We start from the raw sequence: 12,933 nt of genomic DNA, 5'->3' as shown, positions 1-12,933 counted from the left end.
GTGACGTCAGCGCTCTTCACAACATCAGAGAAAGAAACGAATGGATCATCGACATGAATACCGTCCTGTACTTCAGCGCCAGCGGCGCCGTGTATGAAACCCGCGCCTACACGAAAGCCGACATCGACAAGCTCATCCAGGATCAGGGTCTGCACTGCTTGACCAGCGCCGACAACCAGTTCGACTTCTGGTTCAGCCCGGCCGCCCGCGGCTGCCAACGCCGCGCCAACCAGATCGCCACCGAACTGCTGATGGCGACCACCGATTTCACCGCCAAGACCGTCCCGCTGTTGCGCGGCAGCGTGGTCGTGGCCACGCATGACGCCGAGGGAGACCTCGACGGCCTCAGCTGGCAACAGCTTGATGCCCTCGCCGAGCTCAATCGGTCGATCTCCGCGCGCGACGAACGGTTGCTGCAGCGCCGGATCGTGCGTGATGAGCGCCGACAGCGCCGTGCCGCCGAGGCTGCGCAGCCGGCGTTCGTGAGCTGCTCGCGTCCCCGCACATCGGTCCGCCTCGGCTGATCACCGGCCGGGACCGTACAGGCCGGGCAGCAACTCCGGATCGCCCGGTGTCCAGGTATTCGCGAACTGGGACCGGTTACCCAGCGCCGCGGCGCGGTCGACGACGGCGTTGCCAAGTTCCACTTGCGCCGGTTCCCAGGCCTTCAGCGCCCTGACAATGTCGTCACATTTGCCGAGGTGTTCGTAGAGCGCCCCCGCGTCGGCGGCGGCCGTCGGTGCCGACGGTTTTCGCGCAACGTGGCGCGCCATCCGATATACCCTCGCATACTCGTGCTGCAGATCCGGGTACAGGCGACGGCGCCGCAGGTTCTCGAGCCGGATTAGCGGCGGCAACCGTGGGGTATGTGGCTCGGCATGACATCTTCGGAAGAAAACGTAACGTCCGAGTCGGCCAAGGAACCCGAGGTACTGGCGCCTGCGACTCCGGGTGCCGAGGCCCTGCCCCTTCCCGAGGACGAGGTCGACAAGCCCTCGGAGGGCTGACGAGTAGACGGAACCGGCCCCCTGCCCGAGGCAGGGGGCCGGATCGTGTCAGGACCTCACTCGTCGCCGGAGCCCGACTCGGCCTCCGCATCGCCTGCGGACTCCGCACCCTCGACCTCCGCACCCTCGACCTCGCCGCCGGTGACGTCATCGTCCCCGCCGGCCTCGGAATCGGTGGCGGCCTGGCCGGCGTCCTCGACCCCCGTCGTATCGTCGTCCTCGACCACCTCGGCGTCCTCGTCCTCGACCACCTCGGTGGGCTCCCCGGCCTCCGGGGTCACCTCGGGTTCGGTGGCGGGAACCTCGTCCCCGACCGCGGTGTCCACGGTTTCCGTGGCAGGTTCGGCCTCGGTGCCGGTCCCGTCCTCGTCGCCGGTCGAGACCAGGTTGACCTCGGTGCCGTCGACATCGAACGTGAACGTCGCGGCCTGGGCCGGCGTCGGGACCGGCGCAGAAGCCGCCGCGGGCACCGGTTCCGGCTTCTTCAGCGCCGCCGCGATCGTCTGGGGCAGCTTGACGAACAGTGCGTCGAGGGTGCCGCCGGCCGAGAACAGACCGGGGAAGTTCTCCGGGCTGTAGATCGGGTCGCCGTTCTCGTCGTGGCCGAAGTAGGGCTTGTAGCCGTTGAGGAATGCGCCGGTGATCAGACCGGGGGCGTTGACCAGCGCGGTGAAAGCATCCTTGAGGTTGCCCTCCTTGATCGACGCGAACACGGTGTCGGCGACGTTCATCGCGGCGAAGAACGCGGTGATCGGCGGGGACATCAGGCCCTTGGAGATCGTGACGATGTTGCCGCGGGTGATCAGCGAGTCGTACACGCGGCCGACCGCGTCGAACATCGCCTTCGGGATGGTCAGGATCGACGTCAGCGGGAACGCCACGTTCTCCAACAGAACCAGGCCCCACGTGTTGAGCTCGACCAGCGCCTCGGTGAACTGCCCCTGGCCGAGGAACTCGGCCGCGGCCTGCAGCCGGACCGGCAGGTTGGTCAGTGAACGCTGCACACCCTCGGCGGTACCGACGAGACCGGTGCCGCGGCGGGTGCCGGCCTGCTCGGCCGTCATACCCCAGATCGTCTTGAGGTGGCCGAGCTGGTTCTCGCCGATCTGGTTCAGGATCGGGAACGGGGTGTTCCACAGCGACGAACCGATGGCGCCCATCTGCGTGAACGTGGTGGTGATGGTGTTCTGCCAGACCAGCAGCGGGTTCTCCAGCACCGGATTGGCGGTCAGCGCAACGGCGGCCTGCCGGATCTCCGGCGCCGACGGCAGCGGCGCCACGGGGTTCACCGCAATGGCGCCGGCAGCAACCACCGCGGCGCCACTCACCACGAACTTGTTTACTCGCGAAGCCGACTTGGCGGCCCTCGCCTGGGCCCCGACGCCGAACCCGCCCGGAAGTGCTTGTTGCACGGATACTCCTTTTGAACTGATCATCGCCCCCCTTGGGCGCGCTCGAAACTTAGCTGAGGGTTCCCTAAGAAGCAATAGGGTTGGCTAACCTCAGTTAGCTTCTCTCGATAACTGGATTTGCTGACCCAGCCAAACGCTCAGCAAACTCAATGCTCAACCATGCGAGTGGCTTCCCCGCGGATTTTGCGCGGCTGTCAAAAAGCTGCAGCGCGGGCGTCAGCAAAGCCGGGGACGCTACGGTCGAGTCGTGGATTTTGATGAGTACCGCGCCCAGGACGCGACCGGCCTGGCTCAGCTGGTGGCCGACAGACAGGTGAGCGCCGCCGAGTTGATGGCCGTCGCGCGCGCCCGCGCTGCCGAGGTGAACCCGCGGATCAACGCGATCGTGCGCGACGTGACCGCCGACCCCGCGACCGCGGCCCCCGGCCCGTTCGCCGGGGTGCCGTTCCTGATCAAGGACCTTGCGCAGGACTACGCAGGCGTGCCCAGTTCACGCGGGTCCCGCGCGCTGATGTCGACGCCGGCGCGCGAGCACGCGACGATCGTGCAGCGCTGGATCGACGCCGGCCTGGTCATCTTCGGTAAAACCAACACCCCGGAATTCGGCGCCAAGGGAATCACCGAACCCGTCGCATGGGGTCCGGCGCGCAATCCATGGGACCGCAGCCGCACCCCGGGCGGGTCCTCGGGCGGTTCCGCTGCCGCCGTCGCTGCGGGGATCGTGCCGTGCGCGGGCGCGAACGACGGTGGCGGATCGATCCGTATCCCGGCGGCCTGCTGCGGATTGGTCGGCTTGAAGCCGAGTCGCGGGCTGACGCCGATGGGACCGGAGACCGGCGAGTCGATGCACGGATCGGCGGTGCAGGGGGTCGTGTCGCGCACCGTCCGCGACACCGCCGCGATGCTCGATGTCATCAGCGGCGGCGAACCCTGGGGCCCGTTCGCACCCGCAATCCCGAACGCGCCCTTCGCTTCCTGCGTCGGACAAGATCCCGGCCGGCTGCGCATCGGGGTACGGGTCCCGACGGCGATCACGCCTTCACCGCACCGTGAGGCGTTCGCCGCGGTTGAGGCGACCGTGCGCACGTTGACCGAACTCGGGCACCACGTCGAGGAGCTACCGCAGGCCCCGTTCGACGACGCAGCACTGGCCCGCGATTTTCTCCTGACCTGGTTCGTCTACACCGCTTGGGAATTGGAGGATGCGAAGCGGCTCACCGGCGCCGGAGACGACGCTTTCGAGCGGGACACCCTGATCCTGGCCGCGATCGGTCGCGCCACCAGCAGCGTCGACTACGTCGACGCGGTGCAGCGCCGCCACGAGCACACCCGGCGTCTGACCGCCTACTTCGAGTCGTACGACCTGCTGCTGACTCCGACGCTGGCCACTCCCCCGCCGACCATCGGTGAGTTCGACCTGCCGGTGGTGTTGCAGAAAGCCTCGGACGTGTTGCTCAAAACGCGCACCGCGAGCCTGCTGCGCTTCACCAATCTCGTCGACGACATCGTCGACAAGAACCTTGGCTGGGTGCCGTACACCCAGTTGGCGAATATCACCGGCCGCCCGGCGATTTCGCTGCCGTTGCACTGGACCGCAGACGGCCTGCCGTTGGGTGTGCAGTTCGTCGCACCGCTTGACGGTGAGTCACTGCTGATCCGGCTGGCGGCCCAGCTGGAGCGGGCGACGCCGTGGATCGACCGGGTGCCACCGGTGTGAATCACGCCGGGTTGAACAGCCGCGGCTCCAGCCATGCACCGTTCTTGAGCCGCTCCAGGGACTTCGCGCCGGCCAGCACACCGAGGTCGGCGAGTGGTTCGACGATGATCACCAGCAGGTAGGCGGCCCCGAAGATCGCCACACTGCTGACCGCTTCGGCCGTGAAGCCCTCCCCGTAGAGCGCCCAGAACGCCACCCAGGACACGATGCCGGCCTGGTAGGTCGCCGAAAGCGCGAGGGCTTGGCGGTATTTGAGGTCGACGTAGCGGGTGTCGGGTGCGATCGTCCTGCCCGCCACGTACTGGAGCGCGAACAGCGGAACCAACAGCGTGGTGAGGTTCATGCCGTATTGCGGAAGGTCGAACGGGGCGAAGGCCATGCCCTGTATGAGGAGGCCGAGCGAGAGCCCGAACGCCGCCGGCGCCGCGCCGAACAGCAGGAAAAGCGTGGAACCCAGGATCAGGTGCACCTCGGACACCCCCACCGGGTAGTGCGGGAGAACCTGGAAGAACACGAGGGTCAGCGCGGTGGTCGCCGCTGAGCCCAGCATCAAAGACCCTGCGCCGCGGTCTTTGACGTGCTTGCCCATCGCGGTCAGCGCATAGGCGCCGACGCCGGCCGCTGTGGCGTAGCTGAGGACGATCTTCGCGCCTTCGACGATTCCTGGCTCGATGTGCATCGCTGTGCCTTTCGTGGGGAGTTCAATGGTGGTCGTCGGAGACCGCGTGGTCGCCGTCGTCGGTAGCAAGGGGTTTGGTGAGCAGCTCTCGCTGTCGCACAACGTCTTCCAGCGCGGTGACCCAGTGGTCGTAGTACTGCCATTCGCCGCGGTCGGTCTCCGCGGACGCCTCCCACGCACCGATCGTGTCGATCAGGCTCTGCTGGAAGTCACTCCACGGGTAGTGCCCGAACTCCGAAAGCGCCAGGGCCAGCCCGAAGGCTCGGCGCTGCCAGTCGTGGTCGAAGGACGGGGCGGCCTGATCGGTGGTGCAGGTGCTGTGCAGTTTCATACTCGCTGCCCCGCGAGCGCCACGCCCATCATCGATTCGGTGGTGACCAGCTCCATCAGTTCGTCGTCCGTCAGATCGTCAGTGCCCGACGGCCTTTCGGGGATGACGAACCAGCGCGAATGACCGCTGGAGTCCCACACCTTGATCTCGGTCTCGTCCGGCAGCGCCACCCCGACCTCGGCGAGCACCGTGCGCGGTTCGCGGGCGGCACGGGCACGGAACACCGGATCCTTGTACCAGTAGGGCGGCAGCCCCAGCACCGGCCACGGGAAGCACGAGCACAGCGTGCAGATCACCAGGTTGTGCACGCCCGGCCCGTTCGCCACGGCCTGCAGGTGTTCGCCTTCGGCGCCGGCCATCCCCTCGGGCAGATCGAGTTCGGCCAGTGCGGCCGGGGTGTCGACCACCACCCGCGCGGCGAAATCGGGATCCGTCCACGCCTTCACGACGATCCTCTTTCCGTTCAGCGGTGTCATCTCGGATTCGAAGTAGGACAACACCTTCTCGACGGTCTGGCTGGTGATGACACCCTTCTCGATCAGCAGTCGCTCCAGCGCCGCGACGCGGTCGGCGCTGGACTTCTCCCGGTCGGCCGGGTAGGCGAACTGGTCGGTCATTGAGAATCCTCCTCGACAGGTTGCAGGTATGCCTCGAAAAGTTCGGCGTACAGGGTGTTGGCGCCCGGCTCGGCACGCGGACCCCACAACTCGTCGGGGGTGAACTCGACGATGTAGATCGGCATCGGATCACCGATACCGTCCCCGGTGTGGACGAAGTAGCCGTAGTCGCCCTCGAAGATTCGCCGCACAGTGCCGGTGCGGGACCGCAGATAGCCTGGCAGCCGGGTGTGCGCCCCCGCAGGAACGTCGGTGATGCGCACCTGCTGACCGACGCCGAACCGCGGGTGCGCCACGTCGCGGCGCGGGCTGTCGCCGCGACGCAGGTAGTCGATCACCTGGTCGTCGATCGCCTGCCCCGACGGGTCTTCGGCCTGAGTGCCGGCTGCGCCGAGGGACTCGAGGAGCTCGTCCTCGGTCACGTAACCCTTGTCGATGAAGAACTGCGTGATGCCGCCGAGCCACTTCTCGTAGTAGCGGAACTTGAAGTAGTCGAACGGATTCATCGCTTCCGCACCGGTCCGCAGGTCGGCCCACGTCCACTCGTCGCGGAACGCGGTCGGCACGTCGGCGATCGGATACTCCGGTAGTGCCGACCCGAGATGATTGCTCAAACCCATCATCGCGACGTGGATCCCGAAGATCCGCTTCTCCCAGTCCTCGACGAAAACCCGCTTCTCCAGATTCAGCGGTTGGGGCAGCCCTTCGAGGCCACCCAGATGATGCTGCAGTTTCACGCCGTCGCACCTTCCGTGTCGGGGCGCCCGGCCGCAGCCGTCGGCGCCGTTCTTGTCATCACCGCGGCGAGGTATTCGGAGACGATTCCGAAGGTCGCCCCCAGCACGCAGGCAGATGCGGCCACCAGGCCGGGATGCGAGATGCTCGTGGCGGTGACCAACTGCCCGGTCCCCGCCACGGTCGACACCGTGGAGGCGAACCCCACCACCACGGCGGGTGTGGTGGACAACAGCCCCACCCAGGACGCCTGCACCATCAGCGCACTGCCCACCCCGACGGCGATCGCGGTGACCGCCAGACTTCCGCCGAGAAGATGGGCGGCAAAGAGGCTCCCGCAGGCGATGGCGACACCGACGAGGTTGCTCGCCACCGACCGCACCCAACCCGCCGGCCCGCCGCCGACGAAGAAGAACGACGCCCATGCCAGGAACACCACCCAGATGGGGACGGTGACCACCATCGCGGTGAACGCCACCGCCAGCCCGCCGAGCACCCCGATGCTCAGCGTCAGCGCAGACCGTGAATCCATAGAGTTCCACCTCGCTTGATCGACCGGACCCGAATAACGTTGAGCGGACCGTGTTTCGGCGACGTAAAGTCACCATTTCCACCGGTGTCCGACATGGACGTGGTTTGTGCGGAACAGGACACGGGCAACAGCCGACCGACCGACCCGGACACAAGGTGGACAAATCCGGACATCGCACCACGTGTGGTCCCCGTACCGGCGACGCTGACGCGATGAACATCCCCGCCGACACCCGGTCACGGCATATCGCCGTTCTGGTCTTCGACGGTGTCCGCACACTCGACCTGACCGGGCCGCTGGAAGTCTTCGACGTCGCCCAGGTGCTGGGCTGCCGTTACTCGGTCAGGCTGTACTCGACCTCGGGCACCGCCGCCATCCGGTGCGGCTCGGGACTGTCGATTCACGCGGCGACGTCGCCGCTGCCACCCGACGTCGACACGGTGCTGGTTCCGGGCGGGGACTGCCTGGTCACGGGCGGTGTGCCCGCACACTTGGATCAAGCCGTCCGCTCGCTCGCGCCGGCGGCGCGGCGGATCGCATCGATCTGCGCGGGGTCGTTCGCGCTGGGGGCGGCGGGAGTGCTCGACGGTCGCCGCGCGACCACTCACTGGCGGCATCTGGAAGTGTTCGCCGCCCGGCATCCGTCGACGGCGATCGAACGGGACTCGGTGTACACCCGTGACGGCAACGTCTGGACGTCCGCCGGCGGCACCGCCGGGATCGACCTGGCGCTGGCACTGGTCGCCGACGACTTCGGCAACGCTGTGGCGCAAGACATCTGCAAAGAGATGGTGCTGCTGGGCAGGCGGTTGGAGGGCCATCCGCAGATCTCGGCTGCCGCGCGCACCGCGCGGCCGAAGCACCCCGGACTTGATCGGCTGATGGCCACGATCGTCGTCGATCCCGCCGGGCACTACGAACTCGACGTCGTGGCAGCGCAACTCGGTCTGAGCCCGCGTCACCTCGCCCGGCTCTTCAAAGCCCAGGTCGGCGTGACGCTGCGGGAGTACGTGGACGGCATTCGATTGGAGAACGCGGTCGGGCTGGTGCTCGCGGGCGAGTCGTTTCATGCCGCGGCCCGGCGTAGTGGATTACGCTCCGGGGCCCGCGTCCGCGATCACCTGGTCGCGCGCCGGACACCGGCGTGAGTCCGTCGCGGCACACCGGCTTCCGGCCCTAACCGTCGATACCTGTGGTGCGGAACCGATTTCGGTACGTGCTCGGCGAGATTCCCAGATTTCGGCGAAACGTGCGCCGCATCGTGTCCGGGGTCCCGAACCCGGCGCGCCGTGCCACCGCTTCCTGTCCTTTGTCGCTGGTGGCCAGAAGTACCTTTGCGGCCTCCAGCCGTGCCTGCTCGACGAACCTCGCCGGTGTCATCCCGACCTGTTCGCGGAACATCCGCACCAGATGGCGCTCGCTTACCGCGGCGCGGGCGGCCATGGCGGCGATCGAGTGATCGGCGCCGGGGTCGGCGATCACCGAGTCCACGACACCTCGCAGACCCCCCGTCACCGGCAGCGCCGATTCCGCCCAGACGCTGAACTGCGCCTGCCCACCCGGCCGTTGCAGGAAGACCACCATCCAGCGTGCGACGCGTCGCGCGACCGTCGGACCGAAGTCACTCTCCACGAGGGCGAGCGCGAGATCGATGCCGGCGGTGATCCCGGCACCGGTGATGAACGGTCCGTCCTGGACGAACAGGGAATCCGGGTCGACCATCACTTTCGGGTACGTGCGGGCCAGCGTCTGGCAGTGCGCCCAGTGCGTGGTCGCCCGGCGGTTGTCGAGCAACCCCAGAGCGGCCAGCACGAAGGCCCCGGTACACACCGATGCGATGCGACGCGACCGGGGCGCGAGTTCGCGAACCATCATCAATGCGTCCGGAACCGAATCCGGTGTCGGTTCTTCCGGGATGTCGTGCAGGCCGGGGGTGAAGGAGAAACCGGCGGGCACGCCTCCGGGAACGAGCAAGGTGTCGATCGATTCGGGCGCGAGGGCCAGGGGCACATCGGTGTTCAGCTGCGCATAGGCCGTCGTGCCGACGGCGCCCCCGGTCGGCGACACCAGCAGCACCCGGTACCGGGCGCCGAAATCGTTGGCCCTGGCGAAGATCTCCAGAGGTGCCGCGACGTCCTGCAGCGTCACCTTGTCGTAGAGCGCGAACACCACTGTTCGGGAACCGTCTGCCACCACGCAGTCGCCCTTCCCTGACCCCGCTGTGCGTGACGCCACTGTAACGGGCTTCTGTTACCACCGGGTTGCGGCGCCGTCTCAGTCGATGATCGCGGGCATGCTGTCCTCGCTTGAGCACCGCTACCGCGCGGAGGCCAGCTCGTCGAACACCGCCTGATTCAGCGCGAACGCGGTCTTGACCTCGGCCACCACTCGTCCGATGTCAGCGGCGTCCAGACCGAGGCCGTCCAGGCGCTCCCGGTAGTGATCCTTGTACGGCTTGACCCGGAAACCGAAGCGGTAAAACGCCAGCCCATTTCCGTCGAGACCGAACTCGCGGTCGAGGATTCGGGCCATCGCCTGCCCACCGGACAGATCGCCCAGATAGCGGGTGTAATGGTGGGCCACCAGCGCGCCACCCCAGGACTAGCCGCTGATCCTCTCCCGATAGCGTTGCACCGCAGCTGAATCCACGGTTCGATCGGCGCCCGGCGCCCAGTGGTCCAGATCGGCGTCCAGGGCCGCCACCCGTTCCAGCGCGGGGTCGTACACCGCCGCGACCAACGGGTCGTCGCGATGTGCCCGCACAGCGTTCTCCAGTGCGTCGTAGATCCCGCGCAACCGCACCAAGTACTGCGCATAAGCCTGCCGGCCGATCCCTCCGGACAGCAGCGCGCTCAGAAATGGCGACCGCTCGGCGGCGTCGTGCTCGGCCGCCGAACCTTCTCTGATCGCCGTCGACAGCGGCCGCAAGGTCTCGGCGGTGCTCGGCCGCATGCAGGGTCTCCAGAGGATCGGGTGGCTTTCGTCTCAGCCTAACGGCGGACCAAAACAGAGCACGCGCTCTGTTATGGTGTTCGGGTGCCCAGACCCCGCGTCATCGACCTGGACCACCTGATGGACACGGCTGAGCAGCTGGCCGCCGACGCGGGGCCGCGCGCGGTGACGATCAGGGCGTTGTCGCAGCGCACCTCGATTTCGAACGGTGCGATCTATCACGCATTCGGATCCCGCGGCGGTCTTTTGGGTCACGTCTGGTTACGTGCGGCTCGGCGGTACCTGCAGGAGCAGCGGAGGGCTGTCGCGGGGGCGCTCGCCGACGGTGATGTGCAGGCCGCGGTGGTCGCCGCCGCCGAATGTCCGGCCACATTCTTGGAAAGCCACCCGTCCTCGGCGCTGTACCTGCTCGCTCTGCCCCGCCATGAGCTGCTCGGCGCCCGCGACGTTGCTGCCGAACTCGCGGCCGATCTCCGCGCTCTCGACGGCGACCTGGGGGCGCTCATCGTAGAGCTCGCCGAGAGCATGTGGGGCCGCCGTGACCGGCACGCAATCGCGGCGATCCGGGCCTGCGTGGTCGATCTGCCGACCGCGTTGCTGCTGCGCGCGCAGCATCCGCCGGACCCCGGGACACGCGACCGGCTCACCGCCGCGGTCCGCGCAGTCCTCGCACTCACACCCCCGGCACCCAAGTCCAGGAAGGAACCGACATGAGGACAGGTCCCGCGCTGCGCACCAATCTCCGAATCTGGAACACGCTGCAGAAGATTCCGTTCGGCACGTGGATGTTCAGTCAGGCGGTATGCCTGAAGGCCCCCTACTTCCGCTCCGTGCATCCCGCCGTCGAGGAACTCCGGGTGGGCTACTGCCGCGCGACCGCACGTAACCGCCGCGGCGCGCACAACCACCTCGGCACCTTCCACGCCATCGCGTCGTGCAACATGGCCGAGCTCGCGGGCGCGTTGATGACCGACGCCACCATCCCGCCGACCGACGTCACCGCCATCGCGCATCTGGAATCGATTCCTGAGTTCGGCTCCGAGGCAACCAAACTCGTCGTTCCAGTGGATATCACCGATGCGGCCGGCACGGTGTGTGTCGCCGCCCGGATCACAATGCGGATCTCTCCGCGTCGCAGCTAGCCCTCAGGCCGCCACCGCGGTGCCGCAGATACCGCAGACCTCGAACACGCGCCGCTTCCATCGCGCCACCGGGATGAAGAACAGCGTGAGTTGTTTGAACTCCCGCATGCGGTTCCACTGGCTGGTGTTGTGACAGCGCGGACAGGTCCGCACCTGTCCGGCGCCGAGGTAGGCCTGTTTGGTGCCGTACCCGAAGAAGAGCAACATGCCGTTAGCCTCCTGAACTCATACGCTGATCACCGTCCTATGCGGCGCACCGCCAGGATCCCGGCTGATCAGTCCCTGTTCGGCGAAGGCATCCAGCCATCCGCCCATCGGCCAGGTACCCCACCGGCGGTGATGGATGTGTGCGTTGCGCACGATGTCGTCGAGGTGCCGCACCGGCGGGTTCTCGACCGGGTGGTGCTGGTGGAAAGCGTGCGCCCCGCCCACCCAGCACATCGGCACACCCCTGGCTGCGGCGCACTGCCCGAAGTCGGTGTCCTCACCGCCGTAGCCCACGTACTCCTCGCAGAAGCCGCCGATCCGATCCCAGGTCCCTGCGCGTACGGCGAACGACAGCGACCAGAACAACGCGTAATCCGTTGTCGGAAGCACAGTTCCGTCGGGAGGTGACGGTCGGGCGGCGTGCGGTCGCCGGTGGTCGTCCAGTGTCGCCAGGTCATACCCGGCGGGTCCGGCCGGGGGCAGGTAGGTGACCGGACCGCACAGCAGCGCGTCCCTGTGCTCGGCCCGCCGAGCCGCTGCCCGGTAACGGCCGGTCAGCACGGCCGACGGGATGCAGTCGACGTCGAGGAAGATCAACAGTTCGGCTCCTCGGTCGAGGGCGCTTCGGGCGCCGGCGTTCCGCGCCCTCGCCAGCGGCAGCGGTGCCGCCGCCGGGCATGAGACGACGTAGCCGGTGTGCCGTTCAGACTCCGCGACCGCGACCACGTCGGGGTCACCGAGCGCCACCACGACGTGGTCGTCGACGGGCTCGGTGCTGCGCTGCAGACCCCGTATCTGGGCGCGTAGGTGCCGGTGCCGTCCGTGCACGATCGTGATCACCGCTGTCTTCATCGCCGGGCCGCCTTTCCACGGCACCGGACCGCGGTCGACTCGATCGCCGCGGCGGCCCGCGCTGCCGCTCCGTGCACCTGCCATTGCCTCCACCGCTGCGGGTCGGTGGTGAGTGCCCGTTGCAGCACGGCGGGCCAGTCGTCATCGGATGGCCACCGCGGTGCGGTGACAGCCAGACCGTATCGGCTCAGCACCGACGCGGTCATGTGCTGCTCGTCGAAGGGCCGAGGCTGCGGGATGACGACCGCAGGTCGGCGGGCCGCCGCGATGTCGGCGACACTGTTCTGGCCGGCGTGACTGACCACGACGTCGGCGTCGCACAGGTAAGGCCACGGGTCGTCGGTCCAGATTCCGGACGCGCCACCGAGGGCGGTACAGGTGACGTCCTGCACGCACGCCCGGGCGGCGCCGAACCCGTCGGCAGCGCCGCCGAGCAGCAGCACGTGCAGGTCGCGCCGGTCACTGGACCGTGTCGGCATCGGTCGGTTCTCGAAGCGGCTGACGCCACCGACGTAACTGGTCTTGTGCTCGTGCGGTTTCAGCCAGTGCGGGGTGTTCAGACCGGCGGGCCAGGCGGCCAGGATGTGGTCGGCCGGTCAAGTCCATGGGCGTGGTGTACGACGCTGTCGTGTGATTCTTCGAGTTAATGGTTCAGGCGGTCAGTGCCGCGGGGGTGGCCTCCTGTTCGGTCGGGGTGTCGTTGACGGCGCGTGATTTGCTGAGGACGTCGAGGCCGAGGTAGCGCCGGGA

The 12,933-nt window shown here is 67.7% G+C and carries 17 protein-coding genes and 1 pseudogene; 6 read left to right on the top strand and 12 right to left on the bottom strand.

Annotated elements, in window-relative coordinates:
* The first annotated feature begins 53 nt into the window (after positions 1 to 53).
* Positions 54 to 524: a hypothetical protein gene (locus ACTWP6_RS18220; RefSeq protein ID WP_260755963.1), complete on the top strand. Its 471-nt coding sequence runs from the start codon at positions 54 to 56 to the stop codon at positions 522 to 524.
* Here ACTWP6_RS18220 and ACTWP6_RS18215 read toward each other — a convergent pair whose 3' ends face one another.
* A complete protein-coding gene (locus ACTWP6_RS18215; RefSeq protein WP_260755965.1) occupies positions 525 to 773 on the bottom strand; it encodes a hypothetical protein in 249 nt (82 codons plus the stop codon).
* Between the two features lie 105 nt (positions 774 to 878).
* Here ACTWP6_RS18215 and ACTWP6_RS18210 point away from each other — a divergent pair, with 105 nt between their 5' ends.
* Entirely contained in the window at positions 879 to 1,007 is a 129-nt protein-coding gene (locus ACTWP6_RS18210; RefSeq protein WP_443188431.1) for a hypothetical protein, read from the top strand.
* A 56-nt stretch (positions 1,008 to 1,063) separates the two neighbouring features.
* Here the strand turns inward: ACTWP6_RS18210 and ACTWP6_RS18205 are convergent, their stop codons facing one another.
* A complete protein-coding gene (locus tag ACTWP6_RS18205; protein ID WP_443188430.1) occupies positions 1,064 to 2,419 on the bottom strand; it encodes a hypothetical protein in 1,356 nt (451 codons plus the stop codon).
* Positions 2,420 to 2,666: 247 nt separating this feature from the next.
* Here ACTWP6_RS18205 and ACTWP6_RS18200 point away from each other — a divergent pair, with 247 nt between their 5' ends.
* On the top strand, positions 2,667 to 4,136 hold the full coding sequence (locus ACTWP6_RS18200; RefSeq protein WP_443188429.1) for an amidase: 1,470 nt from the start codon (positions 2,667 to 2,669) through the stop codon (positions 4,134 to 4,136).
* Between the two features lies 1 nt (position 4,137).
* Here the strand turns inward: ACTWP6_RS18200 and ACTWP6_RS18195 are convergent, their stop codons facing one another.
* From ACTWP6_RS18195 to ACTWP6_RS18175, 5 genes are read right to left on the bottom strand one after another with little or no spacing between them, the layout of a single operon-like run.
* Positions 4,138 to 4,815, bottom strand: coding sequence for an energy-coupling factor ABC transporter permease (locus ACTWP6_RS18195; RefSeq protein ID WP_443188428.1), 678 nt, complete (start codon positions 4,813 to 4,815; stop codon positions 4,138 to 4,140).
* 22 nt (positions 4,816 to 4,837) lie between these two features.
* A complete protein-coding gene (locus tag ACTWP6_RS18190; RefSeq protein ID WP_443188427.1) occupies positions 4,838 to 5,146 on the bottom strand; it encodes a nitrile hydratase accessory protein in 309 nt (102 codons plus the stop codon).
* A complete protein-coding gene (nthA, locus tag ACTWP6_RS18185) occupies positions 5,143 to 5,763 on the bottom strand; it encodes a nitrile hydratase subunit alpha (RefSeq protein WP_443188426.1) in 621 nt (206 codons plus the stop codon). The genes ACTWP6_RS18190 and nthA overlap by 4 nt, the downstream gene beginning before the upstream one ends.
* Positions 5,760 to 6,500: a nitrile hydratase subunit beta gene (nthB, locus tag ACTWP6_RS18180; RefSeq protein WP_443188425.1), complete on the bottom strand. Its 741-nt coding sequence runs from the start codon at positions 6,498 to 6,500 to the stop codon at positions 5,760 to 5,762. The genes nthA and nthB overlap by 4 nt, the downstream gene beginning before the upstream one ends.
* Positions 6,497 to 7,030 carry a DUF1097 domain-containing protein gene (locus tag ACTWP6_RS18175; protein WP_260755973.1) on the bottom strand — a complete coding sequence of 178 codons (534 nt, stop codon included), beginning with the start codon at positions 7,028 to 7,030 and terminating at the stop codon, positions 6,497 to 6,499. The genes nthB and ACTWP6_RS18175 overlap by 4 nt, the downstream gene beginning before the upstream one ends.
* Before the next feature lie 212 nt (positions 7,031 to 7,242).
* Between ACTWP6_RS18175 and ACTWP6_RS18170 the strand changes: the two genes are divergently transcribed.
* Positions 7,243 to 8,178: a GlxA family transcriptional regulator gene (locus tag ACTWP6_RS18170; protein WP_443188424.1), complete on the top strand. Its 936-nt coding sequence runs from the start codon at positions 7,243 to 7,245 to the stop codon at positions 8,176 to 8,178.
* A gap of 28 nt (positions 8,179 to 8,206) precedes the next feature.
* Here the strand turns inward: ACTWP6_RS18170 and ACTWP6_RS18165 are convergent, their stop codons facing one another.
* Positions 8,207 to 9,223 carry a GlxA family transcriptional regulator gene (locus ACTWP6_RS18165; RefSeq protein ID WP_443188423.1) on the bottom strand — a complete coding sequence of 339 codons (1,017 nt, stop codon included), beginning with the start codon at positions 9,221 to 9,223 and terminating at the stop codon, positions 8,207 to 8,209.
* Between the two features lie 123 nt (positions 9,224 to 9,346).
* A pseudogene (locus tag ACTWP6_RS18160) lies at positions 9,347 to 9,982 on the bottom strand (biliverdin-producing heme oxygenase).
* Between the two features lie 120 nt (positions 9,983 to 10,102).
* Between ACTWP6_RS18160 and ACTWP6_RS18155 the strand changes: the two are divergent.
* Both ACTWP6_RS18155 and ACTWP6_RS18150 read left to right on the top strand, forming a co-directional pair.
* Entirely contained in the window at positions 10,103 to 10,696 is a 594-nt protein-coding gene (locus tag ACTWP6_RS18155; protein WP_443188468.1) for a TetR/AcrR family transcriptional regulator, read from the top strand.
* Positions 10,693 to 11,124 (top strand): hotdog fold domain-containing protein, encoded by a 432-nt coding sequence (locus ACTWP6_RS18150; RefSeq protein WP_260755976.1) that lies wholly within the window; start codon positions 10,693 to 10,695, stop codon positions 11,122 to 11,124. The genes ACTWP6_RS18155 and ACTWP6_RS18150 overlap by 4 nt, the downstream gene beginning before the upstream one ends.
* Before the next feature lie 3 nt (positions 11,125 to 11,127).
* Here the strand turns inward: ACTWP6_RS18150 and ACTWP6_RS18145 are convergent, their stop codons facing one another.
* Genes ACTWP6_RS18145 through ACTWP6_RS18135 form a run of 3 tightly spaced genes read right to left on the bottom strand, consistent with a single transcriptional unit; the run spans position 11,128 to position 12,662 of the window.
* On the bottom strand, positions 11,128 to 11,331 hold the full coding sequence (locus ACTWP6_RS18145) for a zinc ribbon domain-containing protein (protein ID WP_260755977.1): 204 nt from the start codon (positions 11,329 to 11,331) through the stop codon (positions 11,128 to 11,130).
* Positions 11,332 to 11,349: 18 nt separating this feature from the next.
* Positions 11,350 to 12,183: a glycosyltransferase family 2 protein gene (locus ACTWP6_RS18140; protein WP_443188422.1), complete on the bottom strand. Its 834-nt coding sequence runs from the start codon at positions 12,181 to 12,183 to the stop codon at positions 11,350 to 11,352.
* Positions 12,180 to 12,662: a glycosyltransferase gene (locus ACTWP6_RS18135; protein WP_443188421.1), complete on the bottom strand. Its 483-nt coding sequence runs from the start codon at positions 12,660 to 12,662 to the stop codon at positions 12,180 to 12,182. Before ACTWP6_RS18135 ends, ACTWP6_RS18140 begins: the two co-directional genes overlap by 4 nt.
* Positions 12,663 to 12,933 lie beyond the last annotated feature (271 nt).

Origin of the sequence: Mycobacterium sp. 4D054, from assembly GCF_052245755.1 — a bacterium.
In the GTDB taxonomy this organism is placed as follows: Bacteria; Actinomycetota; Actinomycetes; order Mycobacteriales; family Mycobacteriaceae; genus Mycobacterium.
This window is presented reverse-complemented; position numbering and strand designations above follow the sequence as displayed.

Coding starts and splice junctions, on each gene's coding strand:
- ACTWP6_RS18195 (WP_443188428.1), bottom strand. CDS start 4,815: ATGCACATCGAGCCAGGAATCGTCGAAGGCGCGAAGATCGTCCTCAGC.
- ACTWP6_RS18220 (WP_260755963.1), top strand. CDS start 54: ATGAATACCGTCCTGTACTTCAGCGCCAGCGGCGCCGTGTATGAAACC.
- ACTWP6_RS18155 (WP_443188468.1), top strand. CDS start 10,103: ATGGACACGGCTGAGCAGCTGGCCGCCGACGCGGGGCCGCGCGCGGTG.
- ACTWP6_RS18215 (WP_260755965.1), bottom strand. CDS start 773: ATGGCGCGCCACGTTGCGCGAAAACCGTCGGCACCGACGGCCGCCGCC.
- nthA (WP_443188426.1), bottom strand. CDS start 5,763: ATGACCGACCAGTTCGCCTACCCGGCCGACCGGGAGAAGTCCAGCGCC.
- ACTWP6_RS18135 (WP_443188421.1), bottom strand. CDS start 12,662: ATGCCGACACGGTCCAGTGACCGGCGCGACCTGCACGTGCTGCTGCTC.
- ACTWP6_RS18175 (WP_260755973.1), bottom strand. CDS start 7,030: ATGGATTCACGGTCTGCGCTGACGCTGAGCATCGGGGTGCTCGGCGGG.
- ACTWP6_RS18150 (WP_260755976.1), top strand. CDS start 10,693: ATGAGGACAGGTCCCGCGCTGCGCACCAATCTCCGAATCTGGAACACG.
- ACTWP6_RS18190 (WP_443188427.1), bottom strand. CDS start 5,146: ATGAAACTGCACAGCACCTGCACCACCGATCAGGCCGCCCCGTCCTTC.
- ACTWP6_RS18210 (WP_443188431.1), top strand. CDS start 879: ATGACATCTTCGGAAGAAAACGTAACGTCCGAGTCGGCCAAGGAACCC.
- ACTWP6_RS18145 (WP_260755977.1), bottom strand. CDS start 11,331: ATGTTGCTCTTCTTCGGGTACGGCACCAAACAGGCCTACCTCGGCGCC.
- ACTWP6_RS18140 (WP_443188422.1), bottom strand. CDS start 12,183: ATGAAGACAGCGGTGATCACGATCGTGCACGGACGGCACCGGCACCTA.
- ACTWP6_RS18170 (WP_443188424.1), top strand. CDS start 7,243: ATGAACATCCCCGCCGACACCCGGTCACGGCATATCGCCGTTCTGGTC.